19 protein-coding genes and 2 pseudogenes are annotated in these 22,088 nt (G+C 71.8%); 8 read left to right on the plus strand and 13 right to left on the minus strand.

From position 1 onward, the window contains the following. Nucleotides 1-10: 10 nt before the first annotated feature. Both F4556_RS36195 and F4556_RS36200 read left to right on the plus strand, forming a co-directional pair. On the plus strand, nt 11-664 hold the full coding sequence (locus F4556_RS36195; protein WP_184923823.1) for a hypothetical protein: 654 nt from the start codon (nt 11-13) through the stop codon (nt 662-664). Next, the gene (locus tag F4556_RS36200) at nt 651-1,361 is read left to right on the plus strand and encodes a class F sortase (RefSeq protein WP_184923825.1); all 711 of its coding nucleotides are present in this window, start codon (nt 651-653) and stop codon (nt 1,359-1,361) included. Before F4556_RS36195 ends, F4556_RS36200 begins: the two co-directional genes overlap by 14 nt. Nucleotides 1,362-1,374: 13 nt before the next feature. On the opposite strand, the gene F4556_RS36205 is transcribed toward F4556_RS36200, so the two are convergent. The 11 genes from F4556_RS36205 to F4556_RS36255 all read right to left on the minus strand — a co-directional run bounded on the left by F4556_RS36205 (nt 1,375) and on the right by F4556_RS36255 (nt 14,942). Further along, nucleotides 1,375-2,844: a SulP family inorganic anion transporter gene (locus F4556_RS36205; RefSeq protein WP_184923827.1), complete on the minus strand. Its 1,470-nt coding sequence runs from the start codon at nt 2,842-2,844 to the stop codon at nt 1,375-1,377. 143 nt (nt 2,845-2,987) lie between these two features. Then, entirely contained in the window at nt 2,988-3,455 is a 468-nt protein-coding gene (locus tag F4556_RS36210) for a YcxB family protein (protein WP_184923829.1), read from the minus strand. 68 nt (nt 3,456-3,523) lie between these two features. Further along, a complete protein-coding gene (locus tag F4556_RS36215) occupies nt 3,524-5,107 on the minus strand; it encodes an amylo-alpha-1,6-glucosidase (protein WP_184923831.1) in 1,584 nt (527 codons plus the stop codon). After that, a complete protein-coding gene (locus F4556_RS36220; RefSeq protein ID WP_184923833.1) occupies nt 5,107-5,931 on the minus strand; it encodes a carbohydrate ABC transporter permease in 825 nt (274 codons plus the stop codon). Before F4556_RS36220 ends, F4556_RS36215 begins: the two co-directional genes overlap by 1 nt. Before the next feature lie 8 nt (nt 5,932-5,939). Continuing rightward, entirely contained in the window at nt 5,940-6,884 is a 945-nt protein-coding gene (locus F4556_RS36225; protein WP_221503785.1) for a carbohydrate ABC transporter permease, read from the minus strand. Further along, nucleotides 6,881-8,149: an ABC transporter substrate-binding protein gene (locus tag F4556_RS36230; protein ID WP_184923835.1), complete on the minus strand. Its 1,269-nt coding sequence runs from the start codon at nt 8,147-8,149 to the stop codon at nt 6,881-6,883. The genes F4556_RS36225 and F4556_RS36230 overlap by 4 nt, the downstream gene beginning before the upstream one ends. A gap of 68 nt (nt 8,150-8,217) precedes the next feature. After that, on the minus strand, nt 8,218-8,967 hold the full coding sequence (locus F4556_RS36235) for an SDR family NAD(P)-dependent oxidoreductase (RefSeq protein ID WP_184923837.1): 750 nt from the start codon (nt 8,965-8,967) through the stop codon (nt 8,218-8,220). Further along, nucleotides 8,964-10,061, minus strand: coding sequence for an ATP-NAD kinase family protein (locus tag F4556_RS36240; protein ID WP_313069116.1), 1,098 nt, complete (start codon nt 10,059-10,061; stop codon nt 8,964-8,966). Before F4556_RS36240 ends, F4556_RS36235 begins: the two co-directional genes overlap by 4 nt. Further along, a complete protein-coding gene (gene gcvPB, locus F4556_RS36245; RefSeq protein ID WP_184923841.1) occupies nt 10,058-11,614 on the minus strand; it encodes an aminomethyl-transferring glycine dehydrogenase subunit GcvPB in 1,557 nt (518 codons plus the stop codon). The genes F4556_RS36240 and gcvPB overlap by 4 nt, the downstream gene beginning before the upstream one ends. Next, entirely contained in the window at nt 11,611-12,960 is a 1,350-nt protein-coding gene (gene gcvPA / locus F4556_RS36250; protein WP_184923843.1) for an aminomethyl-transferring glycine dehydrogenase subunit GcvPA, read from the minus strand. The genes gcvPB and gcvPA overlap by 4 nt, the downstream gene beginning before the upstream one ends. A gap of 8 nt (nt 12,961-12,968) precedes the next feature. Continuing rightward, on the minus strand, nt 12,969-14,942 hold the full coding sequence (locus F4556_RS36255) for a beta-galactosidase (RefSeq protein ID WP_184923845.1): 1,974 nt from the start codon (nt 14,940-14,942) through the stop codon (nt 12,969-12,971). Between the two features lie 106 nt (nt 14,943-15,048). Between F4556_RS36255 and F4556_RS36260 the strand changes: the two genes are divergently transcribed. The 5 genes and pseudogenes from F4556_RS36260 (at nt 15,049) to F4556_RS39925 (ending at nt 19,486) form a co-directional block, all read left to right on the plus strand. Next, nucleotides 15,049-15,693, plus strand: coding sequence for a GntR family transcriptional regulator (locus F4556_RS36260; protein ID WP_184923847.1), 645 nt, complete (start codon nt 15,049-15,051; stop codon nt 15,691-15,693). Between the two features lie 176 nt (nt 15,694-15,869). Beyond that, a complete protein-coding gene (locus tag F4556_RS36265) occupies nt 15,870-17,777 on the plus strand; it encodes a bifunctional glycosyltransferase 87/phosphatase PAP2 family protein (protein WP_184923849.1) in 1,908 nt (635 codons plus the stop codon). 65 nt (nt 17,778-17,842) lie between these two features. Next, nucleotides 17,843-17,995: pseudogene (locus F4556_RS39280) on the plus strand (ATP-binding cassette domain-containing protein); the annotation flags it as partial. A 133-nt stretch (nt 17,996-18,128) separates the two neighbouring features. After that, nucleotides 18,129-18,227: pseudogene (locus F4556_RS39920) on the plus strand (hypothetical protein); the annotation flags it as partial. A 5-nt stretch (nt 18,228-18,232) separates the two neighbouring features. Then, nucleotides 18,233-19,486 carry an ABC transporter permease gene (locus F4556_RS39925; protein ID WP_512699296.1) on the plus strand — a complete coding sequence of 418 codons (1,254 nt, stop codon included), beginning with the start codon at nt 18,233-18,235 and terminating at the stop codon, nt 19,484-19,486. A 23-nt stretch (nt 19,487-19,509) separates the two neighbouring features. Here F4556_RS39925 and F4556_RS36280 read toward each other — a convergent pair whose 3' ends face one another. After that, nucleotides 19,510-20,736: a serine hydrolase domain-containing protein gene (locus F4556_RS36280; RefSeq protein WP_184923854.1), complete on the minus strand. Its 1,227-nt coding sequence runs from the start codon at nt 20,734-20,736 to the stop codon at nt 19,510-19,512. A gap of 140 nt (nt 20,737-20,876) precedes the next feature. Beyond that, on the minus strand, nt 20,877-21,092 hold the full coding sequence (locus tag F4556_RS36285; protein WP_184923856.1) for a hypothetical protein: 216 nt from the start codon (nt 21,090-21,092) through the stop codon (nt 20,877-20,879). Nucleotides 21,093-21,233: 141 nt separating this feature from the next. Between F4556_RS36285 and F4556_RS36290 the strand changes: the two genes are divergently transcribed. Further along, nucleotides 21,234-21,749, plus strand: a complete 516-nt coding sequence (locus tag F4556_RS36290) for an NUDIX domain-containing protein (RefSeq protein WP_184923858.1) — start codon at nt 21,234-21,236, stop codon at nt 21,747-21,749. The last annotated feature ends 339 nt before the right edge of the window (nt 21,750-22,088 follow it).

A 22,088-nucleotide genomic window follows, 5' to 3' on the forward strand; every position in this document is an offset into this window, starting at 1 on the left:
AGTACCTGACGTGACCCGCACGAGTCATCCGGTTCATCTCGCCCGCGCCGCAAGCTTGTTGGCGGCGGGCGCCACCGTCGCCCTGCTCGCCGTCGGGACCGCACCGGCGGCCTTCGCCGCGCCCGGCGACAACGGCGACATCAAGGTGCACGAGAGCACCACGCCGCCCGACGACCAGAACGACGAGCCCAAGGTCTGTACCTTCCACCTCGCCGCGTTCAACTTCGACACCGTGCAGAAGGTCACCTGGAACATCGAGAAGCAGCCGGGCGATCAGCAGGTGGCCGCAGGGGCCATCACCCTGGAGAGCGGCAACGGCCGGACGGCCGACATGAACCTCCCGAACGGGATGTACAAGGTCACCTGGACCTTCGAGGGCGAGCAGGGCAGCGCCAAGCACAAGGTCTTCAAGGTCGACTGTCCCCCGGGTGGTCCCGGGAGTGGCGGCCCTGGTGGCGGTGGGCCGGGCAGTGGTGGCGGCCCGGGTGGTGCGGGTGGTGCGGGCGGTGGCGGTCTGCACGGCGGCCTGAACACCGGTGGCGGCGGAACCGCGCAGGATCTCAACGCCGTTGAGGTCGGCGCCGGTTCGGCGTTGCTGGTGCTCGCCGCGGGCCTCGGCATCCGCGCCGTTCGCCGCCGCGCTGCCCGCAATGCCGCTTCCTGACGCTCGGACCCGGGGCCTGAGCGGTCGCGACCGTGGGCGGCTCACCGCCGCGGTCGTGACGCTCGCCCTCGTCCTCGGTGTCTGGCTGATCCACGACGGCGCCCCCGGCGACGGCCCGCCCCCCGTCGGGGCGGCCGTCGTACGGGCCTCGGACACCCCGGCCGGAACCGGGCAGAGCAGTGGCGGCCAGGCATCGCCCAGCCCCGAGAGCAAGCCGGGCAACCCTCCTCCCCAGCCCTTGCCGCCGTCCGCGCCGACCCGCGTCAGAATCCCCGCGATCAAGGTCAACGCGCCACTGGCCGGACTCGACCTGGACCCCGCCGGCCACCTCGACACCCCGCCGGTCGGCCGGCCCAACCAGGCCGGCTGGTACCGGAACGGGCCCGCCCCGGGCGCGCCCGGCAACGCCGTGCTGGCCGGTCATGCGGACACCCGGTCCGGACCGGCGGTCTTCTACCGGCTCGGACTGCTGCGCCTCGGCGACCAGATCGAGGTGGTCCGGGAGGACCGGCGGACGGCGGTCTTCACCATCGACGCGGTCCGGACCTACCCCCGCGCGGCCTTCCCCGACGCCGAGGTCTACGGCCCGACCGAGCGCCCCGAACTACGCGTGATCACCTGCGGCGGCACGTACGACAAGAAGTCCGGCTACTCGAACAACGTGGTGGTCTTCGCTCACCTCACCTCGAGCCGATGACCCACCGCGCCGGTCACGGCCACTGGACCGGGGAGCTCTCCACCGGGCCACCGGCCGGGGCGAGTTGGGACCGGCGCTCGGCCCAGCCGGTGAGGGCGGTGCGGCAGGCGTGGTCGAGGTGACGCAGGCCGGTCAGGTCGAGCTGGACCGGGCGGTCGGCGGGCAGGGTCTCCAGTGCCTCCAGCAACCGGGGCAGCCGGAGGAAGGTGGCATGGCCGGACAGCCGTACCAGCACGCTGCCGTCGGGCCGTTCGGTGCGCTCCAGGTGCACGTGCGAGGTCTCCCAGGCGGCCTTCAGGACGGCGAGCAGCAGGCCCGCGAGCACGCCCTCGAACATGTTGGTGGCCACGATGGCGACCGCCGTGACGCAGAGCACCACGGCCTCGCCCCGGTACGAACGCCACAGCGGCAGCAGGGACTTGACGGGCAGCAGCTTCGCCCCGGCGTGCACCAGCACACCCGCCAGCGCGGCCAGCGGAATGACCGACAGGGCGGCCGGCAGCAGCGCCGCGAAGAGCAGCAGCCACACCCCGTGCAGCACCCGGGAGGCCTTGGTCCGGGCGCCCGCCTGGACGTTGGCGGCGCTGCGGACGATCACGGCGGTCATCGGCAGTGCGCCGAGCAGTCCGCAGACCGTGTTGCCCGCGCCCTGGGCGACCAACTCCTTGTCGTAGTGCGTGCGCGGGCCGTTGTGCAGCCGGTCCACCGCCGCCGCGCTGAACAGGCTCTCGGCGGAACCGATCAGCGCGAAGGCCAGCACCGTGCCGAGCGCACCCGCCTGGGCCAGCACGGCGAAGTCCGAGGCGCCGGGCAGCCGGACCGCCTCCAGCAAGCCGGAGACCTCGACCTTGGCGACCTTGAGGTCGAGCCCGGCGACGACCGCCGTGGCCACCGCGACGGCGACCAGCGGAGCCGGTACCAGCCTGATCCGGGCGGGCAGTTGCTGCCAGCCGATCAGGAGCAGGACGGTGCCGACGCCGACGGCGGCGGCCGTCAGCGCGGCCGGATCGGCGGCGGTGCCGGTGAACAGGCGTGGCAGGCCGGCGAGTTTGGCGAGGCCGGAGCCGGGGGCGGTGCGGTCGGCCATCGCGTACAGCTGACCGGCGATCAGCACCAGCCCGATCCCGGCCAGCATCCCGTGCACCACGGCGACCGAGATGGCCCGGAACCACCGGCCCAATCGGAAGGCCCCCATGGCCAGTTGCAGCAGACCGGCGGCCAGCGTGATGACGCCGAGGGCGGACGGGCCGTGCTGCTGCACCGCCTCGTAGACGAGCACGGTCAGCCCGGCGGCGGGCCCGGACACCTGAAGGCTGCTCCCCGGCAGCAGCCCGGCCAGCAGGCCGCCGACGATACCGGTGATCAGACCGAGCTCGGCCGGCACCCCGGAGGCGACGGCCACACCGACGCAGAGCGGGAGGGCGACCAGGAAGACGACGACGGAGGCAGCAAGGTCTCGTTGCAGATGGGCAGCACGAATCATCAGGTCCTCAGGGGAGAGCTGGGTTCGAACTGCCAGATTAGCGTGCTGAGTTGAGGCTATATCAAGAATCAGTAAAACAAGGTTGTGTGATGACTAAAGGGAATGGGGAATCCCGGAACGGAAAGTCCGATCATCGCAATTAATCAGCTCTTCGGTATCGCCGTCACGAAGGCGGCCAGTTCGGCATTCTGTGCGCCGTCGAGGCCGCGCTTGAGCACCGCCGTGAGCGTGACCTGGTTGACGTACAGCAGGAGGAACTCCGGGGTGTCGACCACCTTGTGGTACTGCTGCCAGGCGATTTCGGTGTACACGCCCGGCCGTCGGATCGTGACCGCCTCGTCGGTCAACTCCACCTGGATCGTCCCGGTGGCCTTGGACAGCGACCTGCGGACGGCCCGGCGGGTCCCCAAGGTCAGCCAGTACAGCAGGAGGGCACCCGTCGCCAGCCCGGCGGCCGCCACGGGGTAGTTCCCGAGCGGGAGAAGCAGTGCGCCGTCGGCGGGCAGCGCGATCGCACACACCCACAGGGCCCGCCTGCGCCGCCGAAGGCCGAGCTTGGAGGCCCGGAGCAGTTCCTCGAACGACATCCGGTACGACGTGCTGATGTTCAAAGCTTCCCCTGGAGTCCTCGGCAACAAGATCAGGACTCTAGGTGGTGATCGTTCCGGCGTCCAGGTGATCATCCGTCAGGCTGGGCCGCGAGGTCGACGAACAGGGCGGCGGACCAGCCGAAGCCGGAGGTCGCGTGGGTGGCCCGGGTGCCGGTGAGGGGGTTCCAGTACTCGTAGAGGCCGCCCGCGTCGCGGACCATGGCCAGGGTGCGTCGGCGGAGTTCGGTGGCGGTGGTGGTGAAGCCGGAGCGGTGCAGGCCCTCGATGAGGAGGTAGTTGACGTTCAGCCAGACCGGGCCGCGCCACATGGCGTCCGGATCGAAGGCGGGATCGTCGAACGGCACGGTGGGGAGCGGGTGTTCGCCCCAGTAGTGGGAAGAGCGGAGCTCCTGCTCCAGGGCGGCGGCCACCGCCCTGGGCAGGCGTCCGGTGATCAGCGGCATCAGGTCGAGCACGGTCCGGACGGGTACGGGCGAGCCACCCGCCAGGGTGCGGAAGCGGGTGCCGTCCCACCGTTTCGCCAGCAGGAGTTCGGTGTGGGCGGCGGCGCGAGCGCGCCACTCGGCGGCGTCGGCCGGCCGGCCCAGGGCGTCCGCGATGTCGGCCAGGCGGTCGGCCTGGAGGATCAGGTAGGAGTTGAGGTCGGGGGGTTCGGCGCGCGGGCCGTAGTCCCAGACCGGGCTGTCGTCCAGGCCGGAGGAGTACGGGTGCAGGTACTCGGGGAGCCCGTCGCCGTCCGGGTCGGAGGCGGTGAACCACCAGGTGTGCGCGCGGACCAGCTTCGGGTAGACCGAGGCGAGGAAGGGGAGGTCAGGGTCGCTCCGGTGGATCTTCCAGACCGCCCAGGCGGCCAGCGGCGGTTTGGTGACCGGCACCGCCGAAGGGGAGAGTGCGGTCCCGTTCGCCCGGCCGACGTGTTCGGTCAGCCGGGCGAGGTCCGAGCGGGGCAGGTCGGTGGTCTCGGCCAGCACGCCCTGATCGTGGACCACGTCGGGGAGTTGGCCGTCCGGGAGCTGGTGGTCGAGGAGCAGCAGGACCTGGTCGCGGGCGAGTGCGGGCGAGGCGTGGCGCAGAGCGACGGCGTGGAAGAGCGCGTCCCAGTTCCAGACGCCCACGTACCCGTACTTGGACGGGACGAGCCCTTCGCGCCCGCCGATCGGCAGCAGGTTGACGGCCAGCGTCCACCAGGCCATCCGGGCCCGCTCCGCCAGGTCGGGGCGGACGGCCGGCATTTGGGCGAACCACCGCTCCCAGCGGGCCTCGGCCGCCGTCCGGACGGCCTGCTCCGACCAGCCCCCCGGTGGGCCGACCAGGACGTGGCAGCCGTTGAGGGCGAGCGCCTGCGCCGTTCCGTCGGACAGTCGCCAGGAGGCGTGCGCGTGCTGTCCCGCGATCACCAGCGTGGAAGGGTCGGCGAACATCAGCGAGACGCCGTTGGCGAAGGCCAGTTCGGACGGCGTCGTCGAGGCGACGGGGACAAGCCGCCCGGCGGGGTCGTGGACCACCAGCGCGGTGAGCTCCGTGGTTGCGTCGAGCGGGGTCTCGTACTCCGCGCGGGCCACCCGGAGCCCGTCCGGGGCGGCCGTGACCAGCAGCCGGGAGCCGCGTTCGGTGAACGGCCGCTCCACCAGGTCGAGTTCAACGGTGGGCATCAGCGTCCTCCAAGGCCCGAGGAGGCCATGCTGTTGAGGATCTTGCGCTGCCCGATGAGGAAGGCGATCAGCATCGGCACCACGGTCATCGCGGACAGGGCAGCGGTCAACCCGTAATCCACGCCGCCGCGTTGGGAGTGGAAGGAGTCAAGCAGCAGCGGGATGGTGAACAGGTCCGGGGTGTTCAGGAACACCAGCGGGAAGAAGTAGCTGTTCCAGCTGGCCAGGAAGACGATGATGCCGAGCGTCCACAGGCCGGGCCGGATGTTGGGCAGGATGATCCGCCAGAAGATGGTCCAGCGGCCGGCCCCGTCGATCCGCGCAGCGTCCTCCAGCTCGACCGGGACGGCCCGGATGAACTGGCGCAGCAGGAACACCGCGAACGGGTTGGCGATCGCGGGCAGGATCAACGCCAGGTGGGAGTCGATGAGTTGGAGCTCGGCCAGCATGATGTACAGCGGCACGACGGTGACCTGGGCCGGGACCATCTGGGTGGCCAGGAACAGGCCGAACAGCGGCCCCGAACCGCGGAACGGGATCCGGGCGAAGGCGTACGCGGCCATCGCGCCGGTGAACAGGGTGGCGGCGACCGTGACGGCCGCGATGTACATGCTGTTCCAGTACGCCTGCCCGAGCGGCACCTCGGCGAGCACGTCCGGGTAGTTCCGCGGGCGCCAGGGGACGGGCAGCCAGGCGAGCGGATCGTTGATCATCTGGCCGACGCCCTTGAAGGAGGTGAGCAGCATCCAGATGAACGGGAACAGCATGAGCAGGCCGCCGAGGGTGAGGACGGCGTGCAGGAGGATCTGTTTCCGGTGGGTCATGCCGGGCCTCACGACTCGTAGTGGACGAAGCGCTTCTGCGCCTTGAACTGGACCGCCGTGACGGCCAGCGTCAGCAGCAGGAGGATCAGCGCGGCGGCGCTCGACAGGCCGAACTGGAACTCCCGGAAGCCCTGTTGGTAGACCTTGTAGACGATGGTCTGGGCGCCCTCGTTGTGGTCGGGGTTGACCAGGACGTAGATCAGGTCGAAGGCCTGGAAGGAGCTGATCACCGACACCACCAGGGTGAAGAAGACGGTCGGTGACAGCATCGGCAGGATGACCGAGCGGAGCAGCTGCCACGGCCCCGCGCCGTCGATCCTGGCGGCCTCCAGCAGGCTCGGCGGGATGGTGGCCAGCCCGGCCAGGAAGATCACCACGTTGAGGCCGAGCGAGGACCAGACGGTCACCACGGCGATGGCCGGGACGACCCAGGTCGGATCCTCCAGCCAGCTCGGCAGCGTGACACCGAACAGCTCCTGCACGGTCCCGTTCAGGATGCCGTCGGTGCCGCCGCCGAGGATCATCTGCCAGATCACCGACACCGCGACCGAACTGGTCACCACCGGCAGGAAGTAGATGACCCGGTAGGCCGTCCGGCCCCGGACCCCGTGCAGGGCGAGCGCCAGCAGCAGGGCCAGTACCAGGCCGCCCGGCACGGTGATCAGGCCGATCTTGACGGTGTTCCAGACCGCGCGGCCGAAGTACGGGTCGGTCAGCTGGGTCCGGAAGTTCTCCAGCCCCACCCAGGTCGCGTCGCCGAGCCCGTCCCAGCGCATGAAGGAGAGCACGACGGCGAAGCCGAGCGGTCCGACCAGGAACACCAGCAGGCCGAGCAGTTGAGGGGCCAGGAAGACCGCGCCCCACCAGCGGTCCCGCCGCCGCCAGCGCGGCTCACGCACGCGCTCGACGGGCCGGGACCGCTCGCGGGCCGGCGCCTCGGCGACGGCACTCAACTCTGCCGGCCCTTCATGCCGTCGACCAGGGTCTGCAACTGGGTCATGCCCTCGTCGAAGCCGAGCTTGCCCTCCCAGATCTTCATCAGGTGGTCGTTGACCGCCTTGGTCAGGCCCGGCACGGCCACCTCGTCGGGGAAGTTGGCGAAGCCCTTGTCGCGTACGTCGAGGAAGGTCTGCGCGTGCGCGGGGTAGCCGTCGCCGGTCACCAGGCTCTCGGCGCCCTTGACGGAGGGGACGGCGCTGCCGCCCTTGAGCCGGAGCTGCTGGCCCTCCTTGCTGACGAACTCGGTCAGGAAGGTGAAGGCCTCCTTCTTGTGCTTGCCGTCCTTGTTGAGGGTCAGGTAGGACGCGGCGACCGCACCCTGGACCGGCTGCCCGGACTCGGACGGGAACGGCACGATGTCGTAGTTCGGCAGATCGCCGCCCTTCCGGATGGTCTCGACGACCCAGCGGCCACCGGCGTAGAAGCCCGCCTTGTGCTTGATGAACTGGGTGGACGCGCTGTTGCCCTCGGGCAGCAGGTCGGCGGAGGCGAAGGTCTTGTCCCGGTAGCCGTCGGCGAGCACCTTGAGCGCCTGACGGGACTTCGGGTCCGTGGTCGCGACGTACTTGCCGTTCTCCCAGACCTTGCCGCCGAAGCCGTTCACCAGGCTGTAGTTGGCGCCGTACCAGTTCCAGAAGATCGAGCCGTACTTGTCGGCGGCCTTCAGCTTGGCGTTCATCTCCAGGTAGGTGGCCATGGTCCAGCGACCGGCCTCGTTCAGCGCCGCCGGGTCCTCGGTGATCCCGGCCTCGGCCAGCGCCTTCTTGTCGAACCAGAGCACCTCCGGGTTGGTGTCGTTCGGGACGCCGTAGGTGACGCCGCTCTTCTTGGCGCCGCCGTAGATTCCCTCGAAGAAGTCCGCGGGCCTGCTCTTGCTGTCCGGTCCGGCCAACTGCTCGTCGAGCGGGGCGAGTACGCCGTCGGCGACCAGCTTGCCGATGTAGTCGTCACCGACGTAGAAGACGTCGGGGGCGGTCCTGGAGGTGAGCTGGGTGAGCAGCTTGGGGTGGTAGTCCTCGTAGGAGGCGACCGGTTCGAGCTTCAGCGTGATGTTCGGGTGCTTCTTGGTGAACTCGTCGGTGAAGGCCTTGAAGACCGCCATGTCCTCGGCCGAACCCCAGGTCGACCAGCGCAGCGTGACCTTGCCGTCCTTGGCGTCGCCGCCGCCGTTGGTCCCGCTGCAGGCGGACGCGGAGAGGGCGATCGCGAGGGTGAGCAAGGCTGTTCTCTTCCGGAAAGTGGACACGGGTACCTCCGAAGGTGGTGGGTGGGGTGGGTGACGCAGGGTCAGGCGAGGCCGCCGCCGTCGACGACCAGGGCGGAGCCGGTGACGAAGCTGCTCGCGTCGCCGGCCAGGAACAGCACCGCGGCGGCGATCTCCTCCGGTGAGCCCGCGCGGCCCATCGGCCGGTCGGCGGCGTCCTTCTCGAAGGCGGCCCAGTCCTCGGCGAGTTGGCGCGCCTCGTCGCGAAGCATCGGGGTCATGGTGTCGCCGGGGTTGACCGAGTTGACCCGGATGCCCGCGGCGGCGTGGTCGATGGCCAGCGCGCGCGTCATGTTGACGACCGCGGCCTTGGAGGCGCAGTAGGAGAGCGCGTTGCCGCCGCCCTTCAGGCCCCAGCCCGAGCCGGTGTTGACGATCGAGCCGCCCTCGGTCATCGCCGGGACGGCGAACCGGCACATCAGGTAGACCGACCGGACGTTGACGGCCATCACGAGATCCCACTCGTCGACGGAGATATCCAGCGCGGTCTTGCGGCGGATGATCCCGGCGTTGTTGAACAGGACGTGCAGGCCGCCGAAGGTCTCGACGGCGGTCCGGACGATCCGCTCGCAGTCGGTCTCCGACGAGACGTCGGCCGCCACGGCCACGGCCCGTCCGCCGTCCGCCTCGATCTCCCGGACGACCTCGCCGGCGTCCGCCAGGTCGGCGATCACCACGGCGGCGCCCTCGGCGGCGAACAGCCGGGCGGTGGCGCGGCCGATGCCCGAGGCTCCGCCGGTGACGATGGCGACCTTGTTCTGCAGGGTGTTCATAGGTCCTCACTTGCTGACTGGATGCGGTAGACCACTGATTCGCGGTGCCCGGTGACCACCCGGACGGTTCCGCTGAGCGCGGCGTCGGTCGCGGCGTCGCCGCTGTCCACCAGCAGCGGACGGCCGCCGAGCGCGGCGAGCTTCTGTTGGGTGGCGAGCACGGTGATCCCGGCCAGCCGGTCCAGCACCCGGGGGCTGAACTGCTGGTTGCCCCGGCCGAGTACGAACCCCTGGCCGCCGAGGACGGAGAGAATGGCATGCGTGACCTGTGACATGGCAAGGGTGAGCAAGGTCTGCTCGGTGACGTCCGAGGCGAGCAAGGCGCCGTCCCGGACTACGTCCACGCCCAACGGGCTGAGCTCCAGGCCGAGTTCACGTCCGACGGCCAGGGTGGTGGCACCCGGACCGAGGGCGTAGGCCGTGCCGGGGAGCATGGCCGCCACCACCGCGCGCGCGATCGACTCCACCGAGCCGGGAGCGGCCGAGGACGACCCGGTCTTGCGGCCGCTCAGCCGGGCCCGGGCCGCCGGCACCCGCAGGGTCCCGTACAACCGGGCGCCGACCCGGCCCGCGCGGTACGCGTCCTCGTCCAGGTCGACGACCTCCGCGTCGAGCGTCGTCCCGTCGAACCCGGCGGCGATCGTCCCCGCCGCGAACGGGCTGATCGCGAAGCACCCGGAGTACACCTTCACCCCGGCCGGCACCCCGAGCACCGCGCCCGTCGGTCCGGCGTCCAGCACATCGCGCGCGGTCCCGTCCCCGCCGGCGAACAGCAGCAGGTCCACCCCGCCGAGCGCCGCCACCGCCGACCGGGTGTCTGCCGCGCCGGTGACCGGTGGTGGGCGGTGGCGGATCTCGTACGGGACCCCGGCCGCGATCGCGCTGTCCTCGCCCATCGGGCCCGCGACGGTGCGGACCCGAAGCTCCGGGCGCCGCGCGTGCAGGGCCGTGAGCGTGGCGGCCGCCCGGGTGGCCGCCCGGGGGACGGAGCCCAGGGCGAGCGCTCTGGCCTGGGTCTCCGCGCCGTCGCTGCCCTTGAGGGCGACCGGACCGCCCAGTCCCGCGACGGGGTTGACGACCAGTCCGATGATCACTGACGGTGCTTCCGGCAGTAGGCCCGCCAGGTGGGCGACCACTGCGCCGGATCGTCCAGCGAGGTGGCGTCGATCCGGTGGACGGTCTGGTTGTAGGGCGCGTTCCGGACGAACTCGGGGTTTTCGCGGGCCTCGGCGGCGACCTGGGCCAGGATCGCGGCGTACTCGTCCAGGTCCTCACGGGAGTAGGACTCGGTCGGCTCCAGGGTGAAGGGCTCGGGGACCACGTACGGGTGGTGGCTGGTCCAGTAGTGCACGCCGAAGTCGGCGGCCCGGATGCCGATCTCCTCCGAGTGCACGCCGGTCTCCTCGGCCAGCTCCTGCCAGGAGTAGCGGACCTGCTCGACCCGTCGCTTGTCCGCCCACGGGACGGACGCGCCGGGGATCCGCAGCACCTTGTGCATCAGGTAGTTGTTGTTGAGGACCGCCGTCTCCGCGACCTCGCGCAGGCCCTCCGCGCCGAGCGCCATCACCCAGGCGTAGGCGCGCACGACGTTGGGCGTGACCCCGAGGAACGGCCGGATCTTCCCGACCGAACCCGTCGGGGAGTTCAGCGTGTACGACTCGCCCTCGCGGTCGACCAGCGGGCCCGGCAGGAACGGGACCAGCGCCTCGGAGACCCCGCACGCGCCGGCCGCCGGACCGCCGCAGGCGTGCGGCGTCGAGAAGGTCTTGTGCAGGTTGAAGTGGCACAGGTCGAATCCGGCGTCGCGGGCCCGGGTGATGCCGAGGATGCCGTTCGCGTTGGCCTGGTCGTAGCAGGCCAACCCGCCTGCGGCGTGGACCAGTTCGACGAACTCCCGGATCCTCGGGTTGAAGATTCCGGTGTCCTCCGGGTTGGTGATCAGCAGGGCGGCGGTGCGCGGCCCGACCGCGGCGCGGAGCGCGTCGAGGTCGGGGTAGCCGTCGGCGTCCGGCAGCAGGGTGATCACCTCGTACCCGGCCACCTTGGCGCAGGCCGCGTTCGAGGGGTGCGAGAACATCGTGGTGATCACCTGGTCGCGCTGCCCGGCCTCGCCCCGGGCGGCGTGGTAGGCGCGGATCATCGAGAGGTTGGCGTAGATCGCCGCCGAACCGGCGCCGGGCTGCAGCGAGACCCGGGCCATGCCGGAGATCTCCTTGAGGATCTGCTCCAGCCGCCAGTAGATCTCCAGCACGCCCTGCACCGAGTCCTCGGGCTGCAGCGGGTGCAGCTCGGCGATCCGCGGGTCGCGGACGAAGGTGTCGTTCACCTTCGGGCTGTACTTCATGGTGCAAGTGCCTTGGCCGACATCGATGTTGAGGTCGGCACCAAGGGTCTCCTGGGAGAGCCGGAGGTAGTGCCGGACCACCTGGTTCTGCGACAGCTCGGGCAGTGCCGGGGGAGTGCTGCGGCCGACGCCGGCCGGCAGCTCGACCAGCGGTGCGTCCGGGGCGGGTACGCCGATGCCGCGCCGGCCGGGCCGGGAGAGCTCGAAAACGATCTGCTCGTCCCAGCGGGCCTGGTGGAAGCGGCGCAGGGCGGGCTTGGGCGCGACCGGCAGGGAGGCGAACGCTTCACCGTGTGAACTCATGTGCGGTCTCCGGAAGTTGACAGGGCGTCCTTGACGGCCGCGGCGAGCGTGTCGATGTCGGCGATCGAGTGCCGCTCGGTGACGCAGACCAGCACCCGCCAGGGCGAGATCCGGACGCCGCCGAAGATGCCCTCGGCCCGCAGCGCCGCGAGCAGGGCGTCGGCGTCCGGCACCTCGAGGACGAACTCCCGGAAGTGGAGCGACTCCTGATGGAGCACCACGGCGCCGGAGGAGGCGAGGGCCCGCATGGCGTACCTGGTCCGGGCGAGGATGGTCTCGCCGATCTCCCGCATCCCTTGCGGGCCCATCAGCGCGAGGTAGACGCCGGCGGTGATGCCCCACAGGGCGGCCGCGGTGCCGACCCACTCCTTGCCCTCCTCGCGCAGGGCGAAGGAGGTCCGGTCGTAGAACACGTCGCCGAAGCCGTACTCGCCCTCGACCGCGGTCGGGGCGATGCCGAACAGGCGGGACGGGAACTCCGCGACCAGCCGCTCCTCGTCCCGGCTCGCGATGAAACCCGCCTGGCCGCCGCCGTACTGCTGGTGCATGCCGAGCGACTGGATGTCCCCGCACACCAGGTCGGCCCCGTAGGAGGCGGGCGGTGCGAGCACGCCGAGCGAGATCGGGTCCGTCCCGACCACCAGCAGGGCGCCCACGGAGTGGGCCAGGTCGGCCAGTTGGCGTCCGCGGGTCTCGATCACGCCGTGCACGTTGGGCGTCTCCAGGTAGAGGGCGGCGAAGGTGTCGTCGAGGCCGACCTCGCCGATCTCTCCGGACTCGGCCACCGGGGCGAGCAGGACCTCGATGTCCGGGGCGAGGTAGCCCCGGATCGTGCCGAGCTTGTCGGGGGCGACCGCGCCGCTGACCAGCACCTTTCGGCGGCCGGTGTAGCGCGCGGCCATCCGCAGCGCCGTCCCCGCCGCCTGGAAGCCGTCGTAGGTGGGGACGTTGACGACGTCCATCTCCAGCAGCTCGCCCATCATCGAGACGTACTCGAAGAGCGCCTGGAACCGGCCGTGGTCCTCGTACGGCTCGCCCGCGTAGGCGGTCAGGAACTCGCCGCGCCCGTTGACCTCGTCGCACACCGCCGGGACGTGGTGCGGGTAGCAGCCGTGGCCGAGGAAGCTCAGCGCCTCGGTGGTGTCGGTGTTCCTGGCCAGCAGGCCGCGCAGGTGCCGGACCAGGCCCTGTTCGTCGGCGAAGGGGGCGGGCAGGTCGAGCGGGCGGGCCAGCCGGAGATCGGCGGGGATGTCGCCGTAGAACTCCTCGACGCTCGAGGCGCCGATCTCGGCGAGCATCGCCGCGCGGGCGGCGGGCCCCGCGTTGGGTATGTAGGGGTGGGTCACGGTTCTCCTCAGGGCTTCGGGAGCGCGCCGGGCTTCAGGACCACGGCGTCGCGCGGAGCGATGGCCACGGAGCCGTGCAGCTGACGGCCGGTCAGCAGGTCGGTCCCGGCGATGGGCAGGGAGACGGTGGCCGTCGCGGCCCCGTAGTTGAGCAGGAACAGGAAGTCGCCGCGCCGACAGGCTTCGACGCCCGCCGGCAGGTCGGTCCCGGTGAGGCCGGCGGCGGCGAGCACTTCGTCCAGTACGGGCGTCAGGTCGTCGGGCAGGCAGCTGAGATAGGTTGCGGTCCCGCGCCGGGTGACGGCCGGGCGGCCGTCCAACGGGCCGCCGAGGTAGCGGGCGAGGACCTGCGCGTCGTCGACCGCCAGCCACTCGCTCCAGGTACGCGCGGTGAGCCGGGTGCCGTCCGCGGTCACCACCTGCTGGGTGCCGCCGTCGGGGATCGGCCAGAACTCCTCGACCCGCAGCCCGAGATGCTCTCGCAGCGGCCCGGGTGCCCCGCCGTCGTGGACCTGATCGGCGGCGTCCACCACCCCGCTGAACGGGCCGACCACGAGTTGGCCCGGGAAGGCGGCGAGGTTGGCGGCCTGCTCCGCCGTGCAGAGGTAGAGGTTCGGGGCGATGACGACCCGGTAGGCGGAGAGGTCGCGCCCCGGCGGAGTCAGGTCGACGGCGATTCCCCGGGCGTGCAGCGGCGCGTACCAGGAGAGCAGCAGCCGGTGCAGCCGCAGCCGGTCGGACGGCAGCGACTCGGGCGCTTCGAGGCCCCACCAGCTCTCCCAGTCCAGGACGAGCGCGACCTCGGCCCGGGTGCCGCTCCCCGCCACCTCGGCCAGCCGGCGCAAGTCCGCGCCGAGGGCGAGCGTCTCGCGCCACTGACGGGTGTCCGTCCCGCCGTGCGGGAGCATCGCGGAGTGGAACTTCTCCGGGCCGTACCTGGCCTGGCGCCACTGGAAGAACATCACGCCGTCCGAGCCGTGGGCCAGCGCCTGCAGGCTGTGCAGCCGCATGACGCCCGGCTCTTTCGGGACGTTCACCTCGCGCCAGCTCACCGCGCCGGGCGCCGACTCCAGCAGCAGCCAAGGCTGTTGCTTCAGCGAGCGCATCAGGTCGTAGCTGAGCGCGGCCTTCACGTGCGCCGTCGGGTCGGCCGGGTCGGGGTAGGCGTCGTCGCTGACGAAGTCCTCGGCGGCGGCCCACCTCCAGTAGTCGAGGTGGTGCAGGATGCTCATGAAGTTGGTGGTCACCGGGATGTCCGGGGTGACCTCCTTGAGCACCTCGCGCTCGGCCTCGAAGCAGGCGAGCAGCGCGTCGCTGCAGAACCGGCGCCAGTCCAGCACCTGGGTCGGGTTGACCGGCCCCGGAGCCTTCCGGGGCGGGCTGAGCTGCGTCCAGTCGGTGTAGTGCTGGCCCCAGCAGGACGTCCCCCAGGCGGAGTTGAGACCGTCCAGGCTGCCGTAGCGGTCTTCCAGCCAGCGGCGGAAGTGCCGCGCCGACTCCTCGCAGAGGCACTCGACCGTGTGGTCGGCGTACTCGTTGCCGACGTGCCACATGACCAGCGCGGGATGGTCCCCGTACCGCTCGGCCATCGCGCGGGCCAGCCGGACGGTGCCGTCCCGGAACACGGGGGAGGAGGGGCAGTAGCCCTGGCGGGAGCCGAACTCCAGGCGGGTGCCGTTGGCGTCGACCGGCCGGACCTCGGGGTGCCGCCGGATCAGCCAGGGCGGCGGTGTGGCCGTCGCCGTCGCGAGGTCGGCGGCGATCCCGTGCTCGTGCAGCAGGTCGAGGACCCGGTCGAGCCAGCCGAACTCGTAGACGCCGGGCGCGGGTTCGAGCCGGGACCAGGAGAAGACCGCGACGGTCGCGATGTTCACCCCCGCCTCGGCCATCAGCCGGACGTCCTCCTGCCACACCTGCTCGGGCCACTGTTCGGGGTTGTAGTCGCCGCCGAACAGCAGCCCCGGCACCCGGGTCAGGCCCATGGAATCGTCTCCCCTTCGCCCCATCGGCATTTTGTATTCAGAATACTTAGTGCAGTACTCTACGTTCGGTCAAGAGCTGTGCTGGGACCGGAGATTGGGGGGCCTGATGGTGATCGAGCGTCGGCCACTGCGCGAGCAGATCCGCGACGAACTGATGGAGCGACTGACCCGCGGCGAGTTCGCCGCCGGTACCGACGTCAACGAGGCTGTGCTGGCAGCCGAGTTGGGCGTCAGCCGGACCCCGCTGCGGGAGGCGCTGATCACGCTCGCGGGCGAGGGGGTGCTGGAGAGCAACCAGGGCCGCGGCTTCCGCTTCGCGCCCGTCAGTCGCAAGGAGTTCCGCGAACTGGTCGCGATAGTCGCGGCGTTGGAGTCCCTGGCACTGGAGTCCTCCGACCCCGTGCACCTGCGGAGGATCGCCCCGGAGCTGCTGCGGCTGGCCCAGGGCTTCCCCGACGCGGTGGCCGAGCACGCCGTGGTCGACCGCCGCGACGACGAATGGCACGGCCTGCTGCTCAGCGGCTGCCCGAACGCCCGCCTGCTCGGCCTGCTGACCGGCGTCAAGGCCGGGATGCGGCGCTACGAGAACCTGGTGGTCGCCGAGGACGAACCGGTGGCCCGCGAGTCCGAGGAACACTGCGAGATCGCCCGCCGGCTGCTCGACGACGACCTGCCCGGCGCGATCGAGGCGCTCAAGGCCAACTGGGTGGGCGGCATGGAGCGGATGCTCGCCCACATCCCGGCGGACTAGCGGGACGGGCAGGCGACCCGGATGGCAGACAGAGGTGCGCGCCGCGCGGCGCTGCCGGAAGGTCGGCAGATATAAGGGGTTCAGCAGCTGGGCGCCGGTGTCCGGCCGCGTCGGGCTGAGGCTCCGTCAGCCGGCTGCGGTCCGCCCGGTGCCGATCCACGGCGAAAGGAACGGCGATGCCCCTGACCCGGCCGGCCCCGGTACGGCGCGGTGCGGGTGCGTCCGCAGGTCTGGACACCGTGTCGCGGGTCTGCCTGCTGCTGACGCTCGTCGCCTCGGCGGCGGTCACCTGGTACACGCTCGGCCGGCCGGCCGACCGGCAGCGGCTCACCGCCCTCACCTCGGGGCGGGGGACTCCCGTGCCGGGGCTGGTCCTGGACCTGCTGGGTGCGGGGACGTCGTTCGTAGGCCGGCTCGTGCTGACCCTGGCGGCGCTCGTCGCCGTCGCCGTGGCCGGCGTCCTGGTGGCCCGGAGCGTGCCCTCGGACGCGCCCGTACTGGCGCCGGCCGCCCCCGTGGCCGCCGGCGCCGTGCTGATCGGTGCCGAGCTGCGCGGTTCGGCGGTCGACGCGGTCCTTGGTGTGGGGTGTCTGGCGCTCGTGCTGACGGAGCTGCTCGCCACGGGGCAGGGGCGGGGGCGAGGCGGCGGAGTGGCGCTCGGCTGCGCGATGACGGTTCAGCCCGCGCTGGTCCTCTTCGTGGTGCTGCTGTGGTGCACCCGCGCCAGGCGGCGTGCGCTGATCGCGATCGCCGTCACCGTCGGGCTGGAGGCGGTGGCGTGGGCGGTCCGCCCCGGCGGGACCGTCCAGTACTGGCAGCACCTCGCCGACCGGGTCGAGTACCTCGGCAATCAGTCGGCGCTCGGCGTGCTGTCACGGCTCGGCCTGCACGGCCTGCCGCTGCTGAGCGCCTGGTTGGTGGTGGCACTCGCGGTCGGCGTCCTCGCGCTCCGGCGCGGGACGGCCTTCGCCGCGGACGGCCAGCGACTGCTGAGCGCCGGGCTGGTCGGCTGCGCGGCCGTGGTGGTGACCCCCGTCGCCCTGCCCGCCGACCTCGGCTGGCTGCTGCTCGCGGCGACCGGCCGGGTGGGGCGCCGCCCCGAGGACCGGGCGCTGTGGCCGATCGTCGCGGCGTCCGCCGCCCTGCTGCCCAGCCACGCGTTCAACCCGGGAATCGAGCCGGTCACCGGCTTCCTGCTGCTCAACGCGCCGGCGCTCACCCTGGTGGTGACCGCCGCCGTCCTGCCGTTCCGGCGCCGCGCCGACCCGCTGTGGCGGAGGCGCCGGACCGCCGGCCCGACCCCGCGCCACCCCTGGGGCCGCCCGTACCTGCCGCTGCTGCCGGCGCGGCTGCGCCCGGTCTCCCGGCCCAACCTGCTGCTGGAACTGCTGCTGATCCAGGTCGGTTACGGCAGCTACACCCGGATCCGCAACGCCGCGCCGGACCGGGTGGCCTTCGCGGTCGAGCACGCCCGGGAGACCTACCGCCTGGAGCAGGCGCTCCACCTGGACGTCGAACGGGCCGTCAACACCTGGGCCCTGCGGCACGACTGGCTGATGGACGCGGTGCAGCACTACTACAAGATCATGCACTTCGCGGTGGTGCTGGGCGTCCTGGCGTGGCTGTACGTCCGCCACCCGCCGCGCTACCGCACGGCCCGGACCGTCCTGTTCGCCACCACCGGGCTGGCCCTGCTCGGCTTCTGGGGCCTCCCGCTCGCCCCGCCCAGGCTCACCCCGGGCCTCGGCCTGTGGGACGGACCGGAGAACAGCCCCGACTCCGCCCCGCTCGGAGCGTTCACCGCCCTCACCAACCAGTACGCCGCGATGCCCTCGTTGCACATCGCCTGGGCCCTCTGGTGTGCGCTGGCCGTCGTCACCACCACGCGCAGTCCGTGGGTCCGGATCCCCGCCGTGCTGTACCCGATGGTCACCCTCCTCGTCGTGCTCGCCGGCGCCAACCACTGGCTCCTCGACGCCGTGGGCGGAGTCCTGGTGCTCGCCGCCGGCTGCCTGGTCCAGTACCTGCTCACCGGCCGCCGGCTGACCGACCGTGAGGGCTGCCCTGCCGAGCCCGGAAGGTGACAATGGAATGAGGTCCGGCCGGGCTCGCCCGGCGGCGAATCGTCAGCTCGAACGGGGACGTTCCGATGGGACAGGCAGCCATCAACGTGGTCGGTCTCAGCAAGCGGTTCGGGACGGTGACCGCCCTGGACGGAGTGGACTTCGAGGTCCAGCCGGGGAGCGTCTTCGGCCTGCTCGGGCCCAACGGCGCGGGGAAGACCACGGCGATCCGGATCCTGACCACCATCCTGCGCCCGAGCGGCGGGCACGCCGCCGTCCTCGGGCACGACGTGGTCCGGGAAGCGGCCGTGGTCCGGCGGCTTCGACCTCGCCGACGCGGGCGACCGCCCCGTCCGGACCTACTCGGGCGGGATGCGGCGGCGGCTCGACGTCGCCGCGGCCCTCGTACCGGAGCCACCCGTGCTCTTCCTCGACGAGCCGACCACGGGCCTGGACCCGCAGAGCCGCACCGTCCTGTGGGAGTTGATCCGCGAGCTGGTGCGCGACGGCACGACCGTGCTGCTCACCACCCAGTACCTGGAGGAGGCGGACCGGCTCGCCACCCGGGTGGTGGTCGTGAACGAGGGCCGGATCATCGCCGACGACACCCCGGCCGTCCTCAAGACGCGGCTCGGGAACACCGTGATCGAGCTGGGGATGGGCGACGAGGCCCGGGCGGTCCGGGCGGCCACCGTCCTCGGCGGGCAGCTCGCCGAACCGCCCGAACGGGAGGGCGCGCTGCTCAGGCTGGCCTCCCGGGACGGGTCACGGCTGCTGCTCGACGTCCTGCACTCACTGGACACCAGCGGGCTCGTCCCGAGCACGGTCACCGTCCGCGAATCGAGCCTCGACGACGTCTTCCTGGCCCTGACCGGGCACCGTACCAGGACCGGCTCCGACGGCCCGGCATCCTCCGGAGGCACCTCATGACCGCGATCGACGCCGGACAGCTCGGCACGCGGATCGCCGCACCGGTCCGGGACGGCCTCGCGGTGGCCTGGCGCAACCTGATCGCGCTGCGCCGGGTGCCGCGGCTGCTGATCTTCTCCACCGTCCAGCCGCTGGTCTTCGTGCTGATGCTCCGTTACGTCTTCGGCGGGGTGGTCGGCCCCGCGCTGCCGCCCGGGGTCAGCTACGTCGACTTCCTGATCCCGGGCATCTTCGTGCAGACCGCCGTCTTCGGCTCGATGAACACCGCCATCGGTCTGGCCACCGACATGCAGACCGGTCTGATGGAGCGGTTCCGCTCGCTGCCGATGGCGAGGTCGGCCGTGCTGTCCGGCCGCACCACGGCGGACCTCGCGCGGAACGTGTTCGTGGTGAGCCTGATGGCCGCGGTCGGCTTCGCCCTCGGATTCCGGATCCACGCGGGTGTCCCCGCGTTCCTCGGCGGCGTCCTGCTGGTGCTGGCCTTCGGCTTCGCGATGTCGTGGATCTTCGCGGTGGTCGGCATGGCGGTCGGCGACCCGGAGACCGCGATGGCCGCCTCCTTCCCGGTCCTCGCGCCGCTGGTCTTCGCGTCCTCGGCCTTCGTCCCGGTCTACACCATGTCGGGGTGGCTACAGGCCTTCGCCAACCACCAGCCGGTCTCCCAGACCGCCGAGGCGGTCCGCGTCCTGGTGCTCGGCGGCCCGGCCACCAGCGCGATCTGGGAGGCACTCGCCTGGGACGCCGGGATCGTCGCGGTCTTCGCGCCCCTGGGCGTCTGGCTCTACCGCAGGGCGGTCTAGGCCGTGGGCACGTCGTCCGGGGGTTAGCTGAAGTCGGGGATCGGGTGCTCCGGGGCGAGCGCGGCGGCGATGCGCTGGGTGATCTGCTGGGCGGTGTGGCCCTCCGGGGTACCGCGGCCCTTGGTGGTGGAGACCGCGATGGTCAGGTGCTCGCACGGCAGGTAGGCCTGGGCGGCGGTGTAGCCGAAGAACAGCGGGTGCTGGGACACCCAGTCGCCCAGCACGAGCAGGCCCATCCCGTAGTGGGTGGCTTCGGTGTTCGGGAGGCAGACCTTCTCCGGGCAGGTCTTGGTCGGCCGGCCCAGGCCCACCGTGCCCGGGTTCAGCAGCTCCTGGTAGGAGGCGGGGGAGAGCAGTTCGCCGGATCCGATCGCGGCGGCCGAGCGGGCCAGGTCGCAGATGTCGGTGGTCTGCACCGCGCCGGGGGCGGTGGTCCAGGAGGGGTTCCAGAAGCTGGACTCCTCGTACGTACCGCGGTCGGCGGTGAAGGCGTGCAGGACGGGTGTCGGGATGTCGGGGGTGAAGCTGTTGCGGGTCTCGTCCAGCCCGAGCGGGCCCATGATCTGCTGCTGGAGCAGGACGTCCAGCGGGGTCTGGGTGATCTTCTCCAGGGCGGCGCCGAGGAGGACGAAGTTGGCGTGCGAGTAGCTCCAGTTGGTCCCCGGCTCGTACCACTCGTCCTGACCGGTGGAGATGGCCACCAGCTCCGCCGCCGTCCACTGGCGGAACGGGTCCGCGACGACCTGGTCGCCGAAGCCCGGGGTGGTGACGTAGTCGACCAGACCGGTGGTGGAGTCGGCGAGCATGCGCAGGGTGATCCGGTCCCCGTGCCGCAGGTCGGGCAGCCAGCGCGCGACGGGTTCGTCCAGGCCGACCACGCCCTGGTCGACCAGCCGGAGGAGCGCCGTCCCCATGTAGCTGATCGCCACGTTGCCGTTCCGGAAGTGCATGGCGGGCTCGGCCGGGACACCCGTCATCGACTCGCCGAGCGCGGTCGTGATCACCTCGCGACCGTCGACCGTGACCCGCAGGATCACCGACTTGAGGTCGAGCTCGGCCTTGGCCTGTTCGGCGATCCGCAGGATGTCGAGAGCCGGGCCGCCCTCCGGCGGCCGGGAACTGACGCAGGGTCGGCGGCCGTCGACCGCCGCGGCCTCGGTGGCCGTGACCGGGGTGCCGAGGGCGACAAGCGCGGTGGCGGCGGTGACCGCGGCGAGGCGCAGCAGGGACGTCGAACGGGTGGGTCGCATGCCCGCAGTATCAGCCGGGGGTGCCCGCACGTCGGCGCGGCGACCCGCCGACCCGCGCGAACATCACCCATCGGGCCCCCGGGCCCCGGCGCGGGATCGGCCGGGGTTTGGGGGCGTGCGGGGTGGGGCGTGCGCCGGGGTCAGCGGGTGCTGGCGGCCGGCGGGGGTGCGGGGCAGGTGGCCGGGGTGGGGGCGGTGTCGTGCTGGCCGGCCAGCCAGAAGCCGACCAGCAGGCCGGTGACGGCGAGGACCTTGTGGCGGTTGCTCTTCCACCACGACGGCGAACCGGCCGCCATGAAGCGCAGTTGGGTATAGTCCGGATGCTCCCGGGGCGGTGCGTCCTTGAAGAGTCCCATGGTGTGGTGAACCTCCTTCCACCTTCAGGGGGTTCATGACCATACGCCCTGCTCTGTCTTGATCGCAGGTCTTTAATCCCGTTCCGGGCAGCCACGCTGACGCATCGTCGGTTCCACCGGGGTCAGCGGTTACCGTGAGGCATGCCCACCGCCCTGCCACCCGGGTGGCTCCCGCCCGAGCAGTTCGTGTCGACACTGCCGCACGGCCTGGCCTGCGCCGGTCTGCTGTTCACCGACGCCGCCGGGCGGATACTCGCGCTCCGCTCCGTCCGGGGCCCCGGCCAGTACGTGCTGCCGGGCGGGTTCCTGGAGCCCGGCGAGGACCTGCTGGGCTGCGCCCGCCGGGAGACCGTCGAGGAGCTCGGCTTCCTGCCCGCCGCAGCCCGGACCGGAGACCCCCGGCTGCTCGTCCTGGCCTTCTCCGCCCCCGAGCCACCCTGGCCCTGGAGGCTCGGCGCATTCTTCGACGGCGGCACCCTCACCGAGCACGAGATCGGCCGGATCACCCTCGACCCCGTCGAGCACGACGCCTTCACCCTACGGACGGTGGAGGAACTGACCGCCCTCGCCGACGAACGCCGCGGCCTGGTCCTGCGCGCCGCCGCCGAGGCCCACCGCACGGGCCGTACCGGGTATCTGACCCTGCCCGCGAGCTGATCTGACGTCAGTTCGCCCGGAACAGTGGCCCCGTGGGAGCGGTCGGTGAATAACCCCGTGCGGCGGGTGGGGTGGGGTGCCTAGACTCGCGGCAGATCGAGCGCCGTCCGACCGGACGGTGCCCACCGTGGCGAGTGAGGGGGGACCGGCCGTGCGCTACCGCACCGCTGTTGTCGTCCTGCCGTCGCGGTACGAGGTGATCCTGGTGTCTCGGTCCGCCCGGTGCCCGCTGCGCGCCCGGCACCGGATGTTCGCGACGACCGTCTGACCCGTTCCTGCCGCGCTCTGCCCGGCCTGCTGCCGTGGTGGTTCCGTGCGGGCCCGGGTCTGTCGTCCGCA

Origin of the sequence: Kitasatospora gansuensis, from assembly GCF_014203705.1 — a bacterium.
GTDB lineage: Bacteria > Actinomycetota > Actinomycetes > Streptomycetales > Streptomycetaceae > Kitasatospora > Kitasatospora gansuensis.